Origin of the sequence: Streptomyces panacea, from assembly GCF_040560175.1 — a bacterium.
GTDB lineage: Bacteria > Actinomycetota > Actinomycetes > Streptomycetales > Streptomycetaceae > Streptomyces > Streptomyces panacea.
Map to the genome: position 1 here is coordinate 22041 of NZ_JARJHW010000063.1, position 14943 is coordinate 36983.

Sequence of the window (14943 nt, forward strand, 5' to 3'; positions counted from 1 at the left end):
CCCCGTGCCCCGTACGCCCGGCCGCCCGGTGCTCGTCGTCGTGGCGCACGGCAGCCGCGACCCGCGGCACGCCGCGACCGTGCACGCGCTGCTTCGCCGGGTGCGCGCGCTGCGTCCGGGGCTGCGGGTGGAGGCGGGCTTCCTGGACTTCAACACCCCTTCCGTGCCTACGGTGTTGGAACGGCTGGACGCGGAGGGCCTACGGGACGTCGTGGCACTGCCGCTGCTGCTGACCCGCGCGTTCCACGCCAAGTCCGACATCCCGGCCGTGCTGCACGAGGCACGGGCGCGGCTGCCCAGGCTCTCCGTACGGCAGGCCGACGTACTCGGCCCGTCGTCGCTGCTGACGGACGCGCTGGAACGGCGGCTGTACGAGGCCGGGCTCACGCCCGGCGACAAGGGCTCGACCGGGGTCGTACTGGCCTCGGCGGGCTCCAGCGACCCGGAGGCGATCGCGGTGATCGCCCATGTCGCGCGGGAGTGGCGCCGCACCGGTTGGTGCGCCGTGCGACCCGCGTTCGCCTCCGCCTCCTTGCCGCGCACGGAGGACGCCGTGCGCGAGCTGCGGGCGCAGGGGGTACGGCGGGTGGCCGTGGCCCCGTACGTGATCGCACCCGGCCGCCTCCCCGACCGCATCGCGCGCGGCGCGCACGCGTCGGGCGCGGACGTACTGGCCGATGTGCTGGGCCCCGCGCCGGAGTTGGCGCGGCTGCTGGTGCGGCGGTACGAGGCGGCGAGGACGGCCAGGCAGCTGGTGTCCGCCTGATCTCCCGAGGCGCCCGGCCGAGCGGCCGGCCGGTCAGCTGAAATCGAGACCGCCGGTGCGGGTGCGCTTCAGCTCGAAGAAGTCCGGGTGGCGGGCGAGCACCCGGAAGCTGTCGAAGAGGCGGACGGCGTCCTCACCGCGCGGGATCGCCCGCAGGACGGGCCCGAACCAGACCGTTCCGTCGACATGGATGGTGGGCGTACCGACGTACGCGTCGGCGGCCGGGTCCTTGCCCGCGTCGTGGCTACGGCGCACAGCCGCGTCGTACGCGGGGTCGTGCGCGGCCTCCGCGAGAGTGGCGGGCAGTCCCACCTCGGCCAGGGCCTCGGCGACGACCGCGTCGAAGTCCTCGTTCTTCCGCTCGTGGATCCGGGTGCCGAGCGCGGTGTAGAGGTCACGCAGTACGCCGTCCCCCTGCTGCCCCGCGGCGGCCACGGCGACCCGCACCGGCCCGATGGACCGGTCCACCAGATCCCGGTACCAGTCGGACAGCTCGTTGCCGAGATTGTGCAGGTAGAGGCTCATGACGTGAAAGCGCAGATCGAGCGGTCGCTGCCGCTCGACCTCCAGCATCCAGCGCGAGGCGATCCACGCGAACGGGCAGGCGGGGTCGAAGAAGAAGTCGACGGTGGTGCGGTGCTCTTGATCGCTCATACCAGCGAGGCTAGGGGGACGATGGCCCTGTCCTGCGGGCCATTCGTGCGGCGATCGGGTGGGCCACTCGGCGCTGTTCGGGCGGGTGCTCACCGATGTGCGTCCCGCGGACCGGTTCGGCGTGTGGGCCGTACGCCATGACGGACCTACCCGGAACACGCACGCCGGGATCAAGCCCTCGCATCCCCACTCCGCTCCGTTCGACCGCCGTTCTGATCCGTGCCGAGCATAGATCCGGCGCCGGGCGGCGGCGGGGGCCGGTCACGCGGGCGCCGCCCACCGGGCGAGATCGGCTGGTCCCTGTACCGTGAAATACATGCCGTCTGTCGACGCGCGGAGGCGCGACTCAGAGGCGCTGTGGCGCGGGCCGCAGGTGATCGTGGGCCTGGCGGTCGGCCTGCTGCTGCTCCTCCTGGCCGCGGACGCGTTCGGCGGGTCCAGGGTCCGGCTGGGCGGCATGATGCTGGCCCTGCCTGCTCTGGCAGCCGTATTCACCGGCCCCGGCGCGGTACTGGTGATCGCCACGGCGATGCTGCCGGCCTATACCGTCTCCCTCGCCGAGAACGGGCGCCTGACCTGGATGGACGCGCCGGTCGCCCTCGCGACGGCACTGGTCATCAGCGCGGCCTCGGTGGGCGCGGCCGCGGTACGGGAGAAACGGGCCCGCCAGCTCGAGCAGTCACGCCGGGTGACCGCTCAGACACAGCGGACACTCCTGCGACCACTGCCACCCCGGCTCGGCCCGGTCGAGCTCTCGTCCACGTATCTGGCGTCCGACGCGGAGTCCACGATCGGCGGCGACCTGTACGCCTGCGCGATGGTCGACGGGCGCCCGCGGGTGATGGTGGGGGACGTCCAGGGCAAAGGTCTGTCGACCCTGGAAGTGGTGCTGTTCGTGCTCAACGCGTTCCGTCAGGGCGCCCGGCAACAAGTCGCCCTGCCCGATCTGCCTGCTTTCCTCGACGATGCCGTGCGCCGCGACCTGGACCGCGCCAGGGACGTGGCGGAGGAGAACGACGACGTCACAGGGGGGCCTGAGATGGGGCAACGGATGCGGGAGTGCTTCGTGACCGCCGTCGTGGTCGAGTTCGTCGGCGAGTGCGACGAGGTACGGCTGGTCAACTGCGGTCACCCGGCCCCGCTCCTCCTGCGCGACGGCACCGTGCGGGAACTGCCGTCCCCGGAGCACGCGCTGCCGATCGGACTGCTCGGTCTCGACGCCGATCCCTCCCCCGTGCACGTCGAGAGTCACCGTATGGAACCGGACGACACCCTGCTGCTCTACACCGACGGCCTCATCGAGGCCCGTGATGAAGCCGGCGCGTTCTACCCTCTCGCCGAACGCGTCGTCCACTGGGCCACCCGCCCCCCGGCCGCGATGCTCGACGCCATCCGGGCCGACCTGCGCCGATTCGCCCGCCTGGACGACGACATCGCCATGGTCACCGTCCGGCGGTCCCCCGTCCGGCGAGCCGACTGAGCGCCGCCGCGTCGTGGCACCGTCGCACCGTCGCGTCGTGGCACCGTCGCGCCGTAGGGCCGTAGGGCCGTAGCGCCGCGCCCTGGCACCGTGGCGCCGCCTCCCGACCGTCGGTACCCGCCGTACCACCCTGCTGCCCGGCCTGTACGACAGGGTGAACGCGGCCTGCCGCGACGCTAGGATTCCCGCATGGCTGTCATGTCGCGCCTTTCGCCGCGCCGCTGTTGTTGTCGCTGACGCCCGCTTCGCCCGCTCCCCGCGTTCCCGCGCCGTTCTCGGCCGCTCCTGCCCGGTCTCCCCCGTTCCTCCCTTCTTCGAGGAGTCCCGCGATGACCCCTGCTCGTCGTTCCGTACTGAAGATGCTCGCGGCCACCCCGGTCGCCTCCCTGGCCTCTCAGGTCGCCACCGCCGCACCCGCCACCGCTGCCCCAGCTCTCGCGCCCGGCATCGTCAAGCCCCTCCCGCCCGAGCTGTTCACCATCCGCGGCACCAACGCCGAGGCCAACTTCGCCGCCCTCCGCGGCACCGGCCTCCACACACCCGTGGAGCGCTTCTTCGTCCGCAACCACACGTCGACCCCCGTGCTGGACAAGGGTTCCTGGACCCTGACGGTGTGGGGCAGCGGCCTGACCGGCGGCCCGGCCCGCTTCACGTACGACCAACTCCGCGCGCTCCCCTCCGTCACCCGCGACGCCGCCGTCGAGTGCGCCGGCAACGGCCGCAGCTTCTACACCTCCCAGCAGGGCGACGCCGCCTCCGGCACCGCCTGGACGCTCGGCGCGATCGGCGTCGCCCGGTGGCGTGGCGTGCGGCTCTCCGATGTGCTGCGCCGCGCCGGGATCGGCGGGCACGCGGTCGACGTGATGCCCCGCGGGCTCGACGCCGACTACGTCACCGAGGGCGTCAACCTGGGCCGGGTGCGGCGCCCGCTGCCGGTGGCCAAGGCGCTGGACGACGTGATCCTCGCGTACGAGATGAACGGCGAGCCGCTGCCGTACGACCACGGGTACCCGGTCCGGGTCGTCGTGCCGTCCTGGGTGGGGATCGCCTCCATCAAGTGGCTCGGCGACATCGAGGTGAGCGCCGAGCCGCTGACCTCGCCGTGGAACACGGACTTCTACCGGCTGTTCGGCCCCTCCTACCCGCCCGGGGGCAGCGCCCCGCTGACCCGGCAGACCATCAAGTCCGGCTTCGAGCTGGCCCCGAACACCGTGCTGGCCGCCGGGCGCACCCACCGGCTGACCGGCCGCGCCTGGTCGGGCCACGCGCCCGTGCGGCAGGTCGAGTTCAGCACCGACGGCGGGACGCGCTGGCAGCGGGCGTCGCTGCGGGACACCCCCCGACGTAACAACTGGGTGCGCTGGTCCGCGCCTTGGCGCCCGCGGACCAAGGGGCAGACCCACCTTCTCGCCCGCGCCACCGACCTGGCGGGCAACTCCCAGCCGGAACGCTCCGTCGCCAACACGCAGGGCTACCTCTTCGACGCGGTGATCAGGGTGCCGGTCACGGTGAACTGACGTGCGGCTTCGTCCGGTTCCCTACCGAGTTCTGTGTCAGGCGTATAGCGGCGGTACGAAGCCATTGTTGCCGTATCGCCTATTCGAACCGGGCCTCTTGCCCATGGCTTCGTACCGCCGCTAGCTTCGCGAACATGTCCAAATCCCAGCGGTTGAGCAAACGACGCGCCGTCGATCTCATGCGCGTCGCGACCGCGCTCTGTAGCTGACCTCACCGCCCCGTGCCGTGAAAGTCCCAGCAATTCAGAGAACCCGGGAACAGACATGTCCAGAGCACTCCGCGCTGCCCTGCTCGCCACCGTCCTGACCAGTTCGGCCGTGCTCACCGGCTGCGCCGACAACACCGCGACCACCACCGCCTCCTCGAAGGATCTCTCCGACGTCGAGATCCCCAAGACGCTGGATCCGGACACCGAGATCACGATCGGCAGTCCGGAGATCCAGGTCGCACTCAAACTCTCCGGACAGATCGACAGCCTCCCCTTCAAGGTGAAGTGGGCGAATCTCAGCGGCGGTCCGCAGTGCTCCGAGGCGTTCCGCGCCAATTCCCTGGACGTGTGCTCGGCGGCCGAGATCCCGTCCATCCACGCGCACTGGACCGGGCTCGACACCAAGCTGGTGGCCGCTGCGTTCCGTACGGACCCGATCAAGAACCCGATATACGAGCTCGGCATCGCGCCGGGCGCCGACATCGACAGCCTCGCGGACCTGCGCGGCAAGCGGATCGCGTACAGCCCCGGGCAGGCCCAGGGCGCGCTCGTCCTGCGCATCCTGGCCAAGGCCGGGCTCACCAAGGAAGACGTGAAGCTGGTCGAGCTGCCGAGCACCGGCGATGTCTATCCGACCGCGCTCGGCGGCAAGCAAGTCGACGCGGCGCCCCTCGGCGGGGTCAACATCAAGCGCTATCCGGCGAAGTACGGCAAGGACGGCGGCAAGACGATCCCGCACGGGCTGCGGGACGACCCCAGCCATCTCTGGGTGCCGACCGAGTCGGTGAGCGACCCTCAGAAGGCCGCCGCCATCAAGGAGTTCGTCACGTACTGGGCCAAGGCCGAGGTCTGGATCGACACCCACCCCGAGGAGTGGATCGAGGGCTACTACGTGAAGGACCAGGGGCTGTCGCGCCAGGACGGCGAGTACCTGGTCAGGACCGGTGGGCACCCGGCCATTCCTGGTGACTGGACGGAGACCATCGCGAACCAGCAGAAGACGGTCGACCTGCTGTCGAAGGAGACGGACAAGAAGTCGTTCGACGCGGAGATCCTCTTCGACCGGCGCTACGAGAAGGTCGGGGCCGAAGCGATCGCGGGCACCGGAGCCGACACCGCCGGCACCGGGGCCGAGACGGGAGCCGGATCATGAGCACCGAAGCAGCCGAAGAAGTCACCCTGGTCAAAGCCGAGTCGACGGTGGCGGGCGCGGACGCGGACCCGGACCCGGACAGCGGCGCGGTCAACGTCCCGGACAGCGGCCCGGACAGCGAGCGGACGCCGCCCGCGCCGCCACTCGCCGAGTCCCCCCGCGAGGCGGACACCTCCCGGAAAGCACGCTCGTCGCGTGCCGCCCGGCGGCTCGGACCGCGCCGCCGGCTCGGCCTGGGGCGCCCCGTCCCGTACGGCTGGGCACTGGGCCCCCTGCTGCTGCTCGCCGTCTGGTCGGCGGGCTCCGCCACCGGCCTCATCGACGCCCGTAACCTCTCGGCCCCCTGGACCGTCGTGACGACGACGGGCGATCTGATCGAGAACGGCAGGCTCCAGTCCAATCTCGCCACCTCGGCACAACGCGCCGCGCTCGGGCTGCTGTTCGGCGTTCTGGCGGGCCTGATCCTGGCCCTCGTCTCCGGGCTCAGCAGGATCGCCGAAGGGGTCATCGACGGCCCGGTGCAGATCAAGCGGGCCATCCCGTCCCTCGCGCTGATCCCGCTGCTGATCCTCTGGTTCGGCATCGGCGAAACCATGAAGGTCATCACGATCGCCCTGGGTGTCTTCGTGCCCGTCTACATCCACACGCACAACGGGCTGCGCACCATCGACAACCGCTATGTGGAGCTGGCCGAGACGGTGCGGCTGAGCCGTACGGCTTTCCTGCGCCATGTCGTCCTGCCCGGCGCGCTGCCCGGATTCCTGCTGGGCATGCGGTTCGCCGTGACCGGCGCCTGGCTGGCCCTGGTGGTGGTCGAGCAGGTCAACGCCACCAGCGGGATCGGCTACATGATGGAGCTGGCCCGGACGTACGGGCAGACCGACGTCATCATCGTCGGTCTGGTCGTGTACGGGCTCCTCGGGCTGCTCTCGGACGCGCTGGTACGTCTCGTCGAACGGAGGACGCTGTCATGGCGACGCACACTGGCGGGCTGACCGCCGACGCCGCGGCCACGGAAACGGGCACGGAAACGGGCACGGCCACGGGCACGGGCACGGGCACGGGCACGGCCACGGAGACCGGCACCGTACAGATCAGGAAGCTGATCCGTTCCTTCGGCGACCGGAACGTCCTCGACGGTCTCGATCTCGACGTGGGCGCCGGGGAGTTCGTCGCGCTGCTCGGCCGCAGCGGCTCCGGCAAGAGCACGCTGCTGCGCGCCCTCGCCGGTCTCGACCACGACGTCACGGGCACCGGCGGACTCAGCTCTCCCGAGCCGGTCTCCGTCGTGTTCCAGGACGCCCGGCTGCTGCCCTGGAAGCGGGTGCTCGACAACGTCGTTCTCGGCCTCGACGGGCCCGATCCGGTGGAGCGCGGGCGGGCAGCGCTCGCCGAAGTCGGCCTGGCGGGACGGGAGAAGGCGTGGCCCGTCGAGCTGTCGGGCGGCGAGCAGCAGCGCGTGTCGCTGGCGCGTTCCCTCGTACGCGAGCCGGGACTGCTGCTCGCCGACGAGCCGTTCGGCGCGCTGGACGCGCTGACCCGCATCCGGATGCACGTACTGCTGCGACGGCTGTGCGCCAAGCACCGCCCGGCGGTTCTGCTCGTGACGCACGACGTGGACGAGGCGATCGTCCTCGCGGACCGCGTGGTCGTCCTGGCGGAGGGACGCATCGGCGCGGACATCCCCGTGGAACTGCCCGCGCCGCGCGCTCACGGCAGCGCCGCGTACGCCGCGCTGCGCGAGCGGCTGCTGGAGGAACTGGGCGTGGACCCGACGGCCCAGGAGGAGAGCGCCGCGTGACCGGGAAGGGCCGCGTGACCTGGGGCGTGTCTGAGGAATGGCGGCGTCCGCCCGCGGGGCGGGGCGCGCGGCGTCCGGTGCGTGCGGTCCGGTGCGCGGCGTCCGGAGCGTGTGATCGCAAGGCGGCGGATCTCTCTCGTACTGGACGTACTTGAGCGACTCCGGCAACACCGCGAGCGTGCGTGCGTGCCGGGCGTCGCGCGCCGGGCGGGATTCGTCAGACACGCGCCAGGAATTGTCCGCGAAGTGGCGCCGTCCGCCCGAAGGGCGGGGCCCGCGGCGGCGGGTGCGTCGCGGGGCGGCGGATCGGCGTTGTCGACGGCCCGGGCGTACGTGGCCGACTCCGGCAACACCGCGAGGTGCCGCCCGCCGCGGCAGCGGCCGAGGTCACCGCGCCGTCGCGGGCCGGGCGGGACTGTACGGACACGCCCTGGGCCGCCCCGTCCGGTCGCCCGGTCAGCGCCGCGCCCACTCCTCGGCCAGCAGTTCGTAGCTGTGGACCCGGTCCGCGTGGTCGTGGGTGATCGTGGTGATGAGGAGTTCGTCGGCCCCCGTGGCGTCGCGCAGGACCTCCAGCTGATCGGCGACGCTCTCGGGTGAGCCGACGAACTGCGTCTCGGTCCGGTCGGCGACCAGCTCCCGGTCCGCCGCGCTCCAGCGGTGTGCGCGGGCCTCGTCCGGCGTGGGGAACTGGATCGCGCCCTCGCCGCTGCGGATGCTGCGCACCCACAGGCCGTATCCGGTGGCCAACTCCCGTGCGGTGGCCTCGTCTTCGGCGACGACGACATCCGCCGAGACGCTGACGTACGGCCGGTCCAGCTCGGCGGACGGCTTGAACGCGGCCCGGTATCCCTCGGCCGCCTCCAGCACGGTCGCCGGGCTGACATGGTAATTCGCCCCGAACCGGAGGCCGTTGGCCCCGGCCACCTGCGCGCTGATGCCGGCGCTGCTGCCCAGGACCCACACCTGGAGATCCGCTCCCTCCCCCGGCACGACGTGTGCCTCGATGCCGTCGACGGTGGTGTAGGTGCCGGCGAGCAGCGCGAGGATGTCGGCTATCTGTTCGTCGTACGCCTGCGATTCGGCGTTCGGCTGCTGGAGCAGCTTCCGGTGCAGGGCGAAGCGCGGGGAGCGCAGCAGACCCGCGACGGAGAACCTGGCCGGGATCCGCAGCCCGTTGGGCGTGCGGCCGTCCACGACGGGTGTCACCCGCTCCGGCACCGGCGCGGGCGTCGCCGCCTCCGCCCTGCCGCCGGACCGGCCGAGTCCGAGGTCGAACCGGCCGGGGTGCAGCGCGTCGAGCAGCCCGAACTCCTCCACGGTGGACAGGGCGGTGCGGTGGCCGAGTTGTACGGCTCCGGAGCCGAGCCGGATCGTGGAGGTGGCGGCGGCGGTGAGCGCGAGCACGACCGCCGGGGAGGTGCCCGCGACGCCGGGGTTGAGGTGGTGCTCGGCGAACCAGTGCCGGGTGTAGCCGAGCCGTTCGGCCTGCCGGGCGAGGTCGATGCTGTCGCGCAGGGCCTGGCCGGGGGTGGACCCGGACGACACCGGCACGAGGTCCAGGACGGCGAGGGGGGTACGGGCGGTGGTGGCCACGGTGGTGCTCCTTGTCAGTGGGCGGCGGACTGGCCGGCGGTCGCGGGGGTACGCAGACCGAGGTGGTCGCGCAGGGTGTCGCCCTCGTACTCGGTACGGAACACACCCCGCTCCTGGAGCAGCGGCACCACCGTGTCGGCGAACTCGTCCAGCCCGCCGGGTGTCAGATGGGGCGTCAGGATGAACCCGTCGCTCGCGTCGGCCTGTACGAAGTCGTTGAGCGCGGCGGCCACCGTCGCCGGGGAGCCGATGAATGTCTGACGGCCCGTCACTTCGACGATCAGGTCCCGGATCGAGAGGTTCTTCTCCTCGGCCAGGGCGCGCCAGCGCGCGGCGGTGGCGAGCGGGTCCCGGTGCATCCGCACGCTCGCCCGTCCCCGCGCGACGGTGTTCTCGCCGGGGAGCGGATCGGCGGCGGGCAGCGGCCCGTCGGGGTCGTAGGAGCTCAGGTCGCGGTTCCACAGCTGTTCGAGGAGCCGGATCGCGGTCTGGCCGCTCACCTGCCGGCGGCGGATCAAGGCCGCCTTCTCCCGTGCGTCGGCGTCGGTGTCGCCGAGGGCGAAGGTAACGCCGGGCAGGATCTTCAGCTCGTCGGCGGAACGGCCGTACCGGGCGAGGCGGCCCTTGACGTCGGCGTAGAAGGCCCGTCCGGACTCGAACGTGCCGTGCCGGGTGAAGATCGCGTCGGCCGCCGAGGCCGCGAACTCCCTGCCCTCGTCGGAGTCGCCCGCCTGGAAGATGACCGGCCGGCCCTGCGGCCCGCGCGGGACGTTGAAGTGGCCGCTGATGTCGAACTGCCTCACGTGGTGGTCGAAGCCGCCGGGATCCGGGTGGGCGAGGAACAGACCGGACTCCTTGTCGGCGACGATCTCGTCCCCGTGCCAGGAGTCGAACAACTCCCAGGCCGCCGCGAGGAATTGCTTGGCACGCTCGTAGCGGTCCTCCTGCGCGAGATAGCCGCCGCGCCTGAAGTTCTGGCCGGTGAACTCGTCCCACGAGGTGACGACGTTCCACGCGGCCCGCCCCGCCGAGAGATGGTCGAGCGAGGCGAACTGCCGTGCCACTTCGTACGGTTCGTTGAAGGTGGAGTTGACCGTGCCCGCGAGGCCCAGCTTCTCGGTGACGGCGGCCAGCGCGCTCAGGACGGTGAACGTGTCGGGCCGGCCGACGACGTCCAGGTCGTATATCTCCCCGTTCTGCTCGCGCAGCCGCAGCCCCTCCGCCAGGAAGAGGAAGTCGAACTTCGCACGCTCGGCGGTCCTGGCGAGGTGGGTGAAGGAGCTGAAGTCGATCTGGCTGCCCGCGGCCGGGTCGCTCCATACGGTGCTGTTGTTGACGCCGGGGAAGTGGGCGGCGAGGTGGATCTGCTTGACGGGCTTGCTCATGGGAGAGGCGTCCTTCGACTCGTATGGGTCAGGAATCCCGCGGCGGGTGACGCGGCGCGCGGTGGGTCGCGCCGCGGAGGATCGCGGCGCGGCAGGTCGCGCGGGTCGCGCGGCGCGCGCTCAGGCCGTGGCGTAGCGGCTGGCCGGGCGCGGCAGGCCGAGCAGTCCGCGCAGGGTGTCCGCCTCGTACGCCGTACGGAAGAGGCCCCGGCGCCGCAGTTCGGGCACCAGCCCGCGGGTGATCCGTTCCAGGTCGTGCGGCAGCGCGGCGGGCCGCAGCCGGAAGCCGGTGAGTCCGGCCGCCCGGCCCTCCTGGAGGAGGTCGGCCAGCTCGGCGGGGGTGCCGGTGAAGACGGCGGCGTCACTCGTGTACGGGGCGCCCGCCCGCTCGTCCAGGCGGGCCCGGCGGTCGGCCGCCGCCCCCGGAACGTCGTCCAGGTACACGAGCAGGTCGCCGAAGATGTGCGCCGTCTCGTCGGCGCGGCCCGCCGCCGAGCGGGCGTCGCGGATCCGGGCGACGATCGCGCGGGCGTCGTCGGCGTCGCGCGGTGTGACGAACCCGATCTCGGCGGAGGCGGCGACCAGTTCGTACGGCACGGTGTCGTGCGCCAGCGCGGCGACGGGCGGCCGGCCCTGCGGCGGACGCGGGGTGATGGAGGGGCCCTTGACGCTGAACTCGGCGCCCTCGAAGTCGATGTAGTGGAGCTTGGCCCGGTCGACGAAGCGGCCGGTGGCGACATCGCGGATCTCCGCGTCGTCCTCCCAGCTGTCCCAGAGCCTCTTCAGCACCTCGACGTAGTCGCGCGCCTCGGCGAACAGTTCCCCGATCGCGGCGGGCGTGATCGGCGGAGCGGGTGCGGTACGGCGTCCGACGTGCGCGAACTCGTCGGCGCGGCCGGAGACCCTGACCCGGACACCGGCCCGTCCACCGCTCACGTGGTCGAGCGTGGCGATCGCCTTCGACAGATGGAACGGCTCGGTATGGGTGACGAGCGCGGTCGGGACGAGCCCGATGTGCCGGGTCAGGGGCGCCACACGGGCGGCGATCAGTACGGCGTCGAGCCGGCCGCTCACGAGGTCGGTGCGGCCGTCCGGTCCGTCGGGGCGGGAGGACTGAAGGCTGAGGGAGTCCTCGAAGGTGACGAAGTCCAGCAGGCCCCGCTCGGCCTCGGCCACCAGATCGGTCCAGTACCGCGCGGTGAACAGTTCGGCGGGCCGGGCGGCGGGCTCGCGCCAGGCGGCGGGGTGCCAGCCCGCGCCGTCGAGAGCGACGGCGAGACGGAGGGGCGGAGCGGGCACGGGCGGAGAGGACAAGGGTGTGGGAGGCACGGGCATGGGAGGTACCGCTTCCTGCTGTCCGGGGTACGGGAACTCGGCGGAATGGACACGCGCGCCGGACAGTCGTCACCCCCGGAAGGAGCAGCGGGGGTGGTGCGTCAGAGAGCGGTGCGCGGTGGGGCCGTGTGCCGCGAGGCGGCGTCGCCGTACGCCGGACAGAGCGCGCCGGCGACGCGCAGCAGGTCGATGTGGCGCCGGGAGTACATGCCGTCACGGTAACTCCGCACCACCGTCCACGACAATGCCGCCTCTCGATCACTCGCGCGGTCAGGGGGCGCGGCGTGCGTGATCGGCGTTCCCGGTGGGCGTGCCGGGTCAGGGCCGCTCCGGCGTGAAGACCGTGCCCTGGTGGAAGTAGAGGAGCCAGCTGCCGCCGGTGAGCATCCAGAGGGAACTCCGGTGCGCCCAGATCCCTTTGTGCTCGGTGTCGAACGTCAACAGCACCACGTGCGGGGCGAGTTCGACGCCCCGCATCTCGGACGTCGTCACGGGCCGGGCGGGGGGCGCGTCGTGCGCGGTGAGGGCCGCGATGATCGAGTGGCGGTCCCAGTGCCTGCCCGACGAGCCGAACTCGGTGAACTCGGGGTGGAGCAGCTCCCCGATCAGCTCGGCCGACGAACGGACGGCCGGGTCGAGGAGGCGCAGTTCGGCCTCGATGGCGGCGACGACCGCGGGCGACTCAGTCATGGGTCAGCTCCACCAGCTTCACGACGGTGTTCCAGTTGCGGGAGGTGGCGATGAGGCCCTTGTTGACGCGGGGCCTGGACAGCGCCTCGGCGAGTTTCGAGCGGCCGAGCCCGTCGGGGGCGTACAGATACAGCGCCCGGTCGCCGAGCCGGAACTCATCGGGGCGGTAGGACTCCTGGTCGATGGCGGCGAAGCGTTCGGACGCCACCGCCTCGGAGAAGTACGTGACATGGAGCTGTTTGCCCTGGAGCGAGGCGGCGGGGAAGGGGCAGGCGTCGGCGACGGCCTTGAGATAGGCGGCGTCGCGCACCAGACACTCGACGGGGAAGCCGAACCTGTCGTGGATGGCGTCCCCGAGGGCGGCGGCGAGCGTGGGCTCGTCGGCGCCGGTGGTGTCGGTGAAGACGGCGTTGCCGCTCTGGAGGTATGTCGCGACGCCGCTGTGGCCGAGGCCCGTGAGTACGTCGCGCAGCTCGGCCATCGGGACCTTCCGGCTTCCGCCGACATTGATTCCGCGCAGCAGTGCCCCGTACCTGGTCGTCGTCATGGGGTCCACGATAGGTCGGCGGGCGGCCGGGGCCGTTCCGGCATGCGGAAGGCGGCCGCCGTGCTCCGTGGGGGAGAGCACGACGACCGCCGGTCCTGTGCTGTGCTGTGCTGTGCTGTGCTGTGCTGTGCTGTGCTGTGCTGAGTGCCGTGCCGCGTGCGGTGCTGTGTTACTCGACGACCTTCAGCAGCTTGTTCGGGGTGCCCGCTTCGGCGTTGGTGACGGCGTCGGGCGTGGCACCGTCCGTCAGGGCGGTGGCGACATCCGCCGGTGCGGCGTCGGGGTGTCCGGCCAGGTACACCGCGGCCGCGCCGACGACGTGGGGGGTCGCCATCGACGTACCGGAGATGGTGTTCGTGCCGGTGTCGCTGTCGTTCCACGTCGACGTGATCTCGGAGCCCGGGGCGTAGATGTCCACGATCGGGCCGTAGTTGGAGAACGACGACTGCTGGTCGTCCACCGTGGACGAGGCGACCGTGATGGCCTCCTCGACGCGCGCCGGGGAGGTCGCGCTCGCGTCGCTGGTGTCGTTGCCCGCCGCGACGCCGAAGGTGACGCCGGAGGCGATGGCCTTGCGGACGGCCTCGTCGAGAGCGGGGTCGGCGCCGCCGCCGAGGCTCATGTTGGCGACGGACGGGCCGGTGTGGTTCGCGGTGACCCAGTCGATGCCGGCGACGACCTGCTCGGTGGTGCCGTTGCCCGTGTCGTCGAGGACCCGGACGGCCACGATCTTCGCCTTCTTGGCGACGCCGTGGGCCGCGCCCGCGACGGTGCCGGCGACGTGCGTGCCGTGGCCGTTGCCGTCGTCGGCGCTGTCGTCGTTGTCGACCGCGTCGTAGCCGAGCGACGCCCGGCCCTCGAAGTCGGCGTGGCTGACGCGGACTCCGGTGTCGATGATGTACGCCGTGACGCCCTCGCCCGCGCTGTCCGGGTAGGTGTAGGCGTTGTCACCGGCGGTCGCGGTCTGGTCGATCCGGTCCAGGCCCCAGGACGGCGGGCTGTCCTGGGTGGCGTTGATCGAGAACTTCTTGTTCTGGACGACCTTGGAGACGGCCGGGTCGGCGGCCAGGCGCTTGGCCTCGGTCTCCGAAAGACCGCTGGCCGAGAAGCCGTTGATGGCGGCCTTATAGGTGCGGTTGAGCTTCCCGCCGTACTCCGCGGCGAGGTCCTTCTTGTCCGCCTTCTGGTCCAGCATCACGATGTAGCTGCCCGCGACCGCGCCCTTGGCGTCGGCCCCGTACACCGTGCCGAGGGGGGTGGCCGCCCCCGCCGTGGGGGCGGTGAAGGCGGTGATACCGGCCATGGCTGCCACCGCGGTTATCGCCGCGGTGAGTCTCGTCCGGGTGGCGCGCTTATGAGTTGTCATGAAGAGAGTTCTCCTCGTGAGCATTTTGTGGGGGGATAGCTCGCCGGACGAAAGAACTTCCGGCGGGCTGGTTCGAAACCCTGGCTGATTGTCGCGCTCAGATCAAGACCTTCAGGCTGCTGTGACTTAGAGAACAACCTTGCTTAATGCGAAATCGGCCATCCGTACCCAACTCGGATCCCGCGCGTGATCGCCGCCCGTGGCACGTTAGTTGTAAGGGGCTTCGATCGCTCTTGTCAGGGATGCGCCCACCCGTGAGAAGGAGAGCCGGCCCTCTCCAGGTCACCGGGGAGCAGGAGGAGACGGCCGGAATCCGACCATAAATTCGAGAAGGAGATCGCGGCGCACGGCCGCTCTCAGGCCCGAGGGGACGGACCGGCGATGGGGACGACAGAGAGACGGCGACGGGGACGACGGGACCGCGGTACGCCGTCGGGTCCGGGA

General features: G+C 71.7%; 14 protein-coding genes. 6 read left to right on the forward strand and 8 right to left on the reverse strand.

The genetic code is table 11. The features are described from left to right. The first annotated feature begins 4 nt into the window (after positions 1-4). On the forward strand, positions 5-766 hold the full coding sequence (locus tag P3L51_RS17175; RefSeq protein ID WP_354606113.1) for a sirohydrochlorin chelatase: 762 nt from the start codon (positions 5-7) through the stop codon (positions 764-766). A 33-nt stretch (positions 767-799) separates the two neighbouring features. Here the strand turns inward: P3L51_RS17175 and P3L51_RS17180 are convergent, their stop codons facing one another. Next, positions 800-1420 carry a mycothiol-dependent nitroreductase Rv2466c family protein gene (locus P3L51_RS17180; protein ID WP_354606114.1) on the reverse strand — a complete coding sequence of 207 codons (621 nt, stop codon included), beginning with the start codon at positions 1418-1420 and terminating at the stop codon, positions 800-802. Between the two features lie 316 nt (positions 1421-1736). Here P3L51_RS17180 and P3L51_RS17185 point away from each other — a divergent pair, with 316 nt between their 5' ends. The 5 genes from P3L51_RS17185 to P3L51_RS17205 all read left to right on the forward strand — a co-directional run bounded on the left by P3L51_RS17185 (position 1737) and on the right by P3L51_RS17205 (position 7580). Then, complete coding sequence (locus tag P3L51_RS17185; RefSeq protein ID WP_354606115.1) at positions 1737-2900, forward strand: PP2C family protein-serine/threonine phosphatase; 1164 nt, start codon at positions 1737-1739, stop codon at positions 2898-2900. Between the two features lie 329 nt (positions 2901-3229). Next, positions 3230-4417: a sulfite oxidase gene (locus tag P3L51_RS17190; RefSeq protein WP_354606116.1), complete on the forward strand. Its 1188-nt coding sequence runs from the start codon at positions 3230-3232 to the stop codon at positions 4415-4417. A 264-nt stretch (positions 4418-4681) separates the two neighbouring features. Next, on the forward strand, positions 4682-5779 hold the full coding sequence (locus P3L51_RS17195; protein WP_354606117.1) for an ABC transporter substrate-binding protein: 1098 nt from the start codon (positions 4682-4684) through the stop codon (positions 5777-5779). After that, positions 5776-6774 (forward strand): ABC transporter permease, encoded by a 999-nt coding sequence (locus P3L51_RS17200; protein WP_354606118.1) that lies wholly within the window; start codon positions 5776-5778, stop codon positions 6772-6774. Before P3L51_RS17195 ends, P3L51_RS17200 begins: the two co-directional genes overlap by 4 nt. After that, complete coding sequence (locus tag P3L51_RS17205; RefSeq protein ID WP_354606119.1) at positions 6750-7580, forward strand: ABC transporter ATP-binding protein; 831 nt, start codon at positions 6750-6752, stop codon at positions 7578-7580. Before P3L51_RS17200 ends, P3L51_RS17205 begins: the two co-directional genes overlap by 25 nt. 456 nt (positions 7581-8036) lie before the next feature. On the opposite strand, the gene P3L51_RS17210 is transcribed toward P3L51_RS17205, so the two are convergent. The 7 genes from P3L51_RS17210 to P3L51_RS17240 form a co-directional block, all read right to left on the reverse strand. Further along, a complete protein-coding gene (locus tag P3L51_RS17210) occupies positions 8037-9176 on the reverse strand; it encodes an LLM class flavin-dependent oxidoreductase (protein WP_354606120.1) in 1140 nt (379 codons plus the stop codon). A gap of 14 nt (positions 9177-9190) precedes the next feature. Then, on the reverse strand, positions 9191-10561 hold the full coding sequence (locus tag P3L51_RS17215) for an NtaA/DmoA family FMN-dependent monooxygenase (protein ID WP_435594469.1): 1371 nt from the start codon (positions 10559-10561) through the stop codon (positions 9191-9193). A 120-nt stretch (positions 10562-10681) separates the two neighbouring features. Further along, the gene (locus P3L51_RS17220; RefSeq protein ID WP_354606121.1) at positions 10682-11896 is read right to left on the reverse strand and encodes an LLM class flavin-dependent oxidoreductase; all 1215 of its coding nucleotides are present in this window, start codon (positions 11894-11896) and stop codon (positions 10682-10684) included. 101 nt (positions 11897-11997) lie between these two features. Beyond that, complete coding sequence (locus P3L51_RS17225) at positions 11998-12105, reverse strand: putative leader peptide (protein WP_354606122.1); 108 nt, start codon at positions 12103-12105, stop codon at positions 11998-12000. Between the two features lie 109 nt (positions 12106-12214). Then, positions 12215-12586 carry a nuclear transport factor 2 family protein gene (locus P3L51_RS17230; RefSeq protein ID WP_354606123.1) on the reverse strand — a complete coding sequence of 124 codons (372 nt, stop codon included), beginning with the start codon at positions 12584-12586 and terminating at the stop codon, positions 12215-12217. Beyond that, a complete protein-coding gene (locus tag P3L51_RS17235) occupies positions 12579-13133 on the reverse strand; it encodes a DUF1697 domain-containing protein (protein WP_354606124.1) in 555 nt (184 codons plus the stop codon). Before P3L51_RS17235 ends, P3L51_RS17230 begins: the two co-directional genes overlap by 8 nt. Before the next feature lie 169 nt (positions 13134-13302). Beyond that, on the reverse strand, positions 13303-14499 hold the full coding sequence (locus tag P3L51_RS17240) for a S8 family peptidase (protein ID WP_354606125.1): 1197 nt from the start codon (positions 14497-14499) through the stop codon (positions 13303-13305). Positions 14500-14943: the final 444 nt, after the last annotated feature.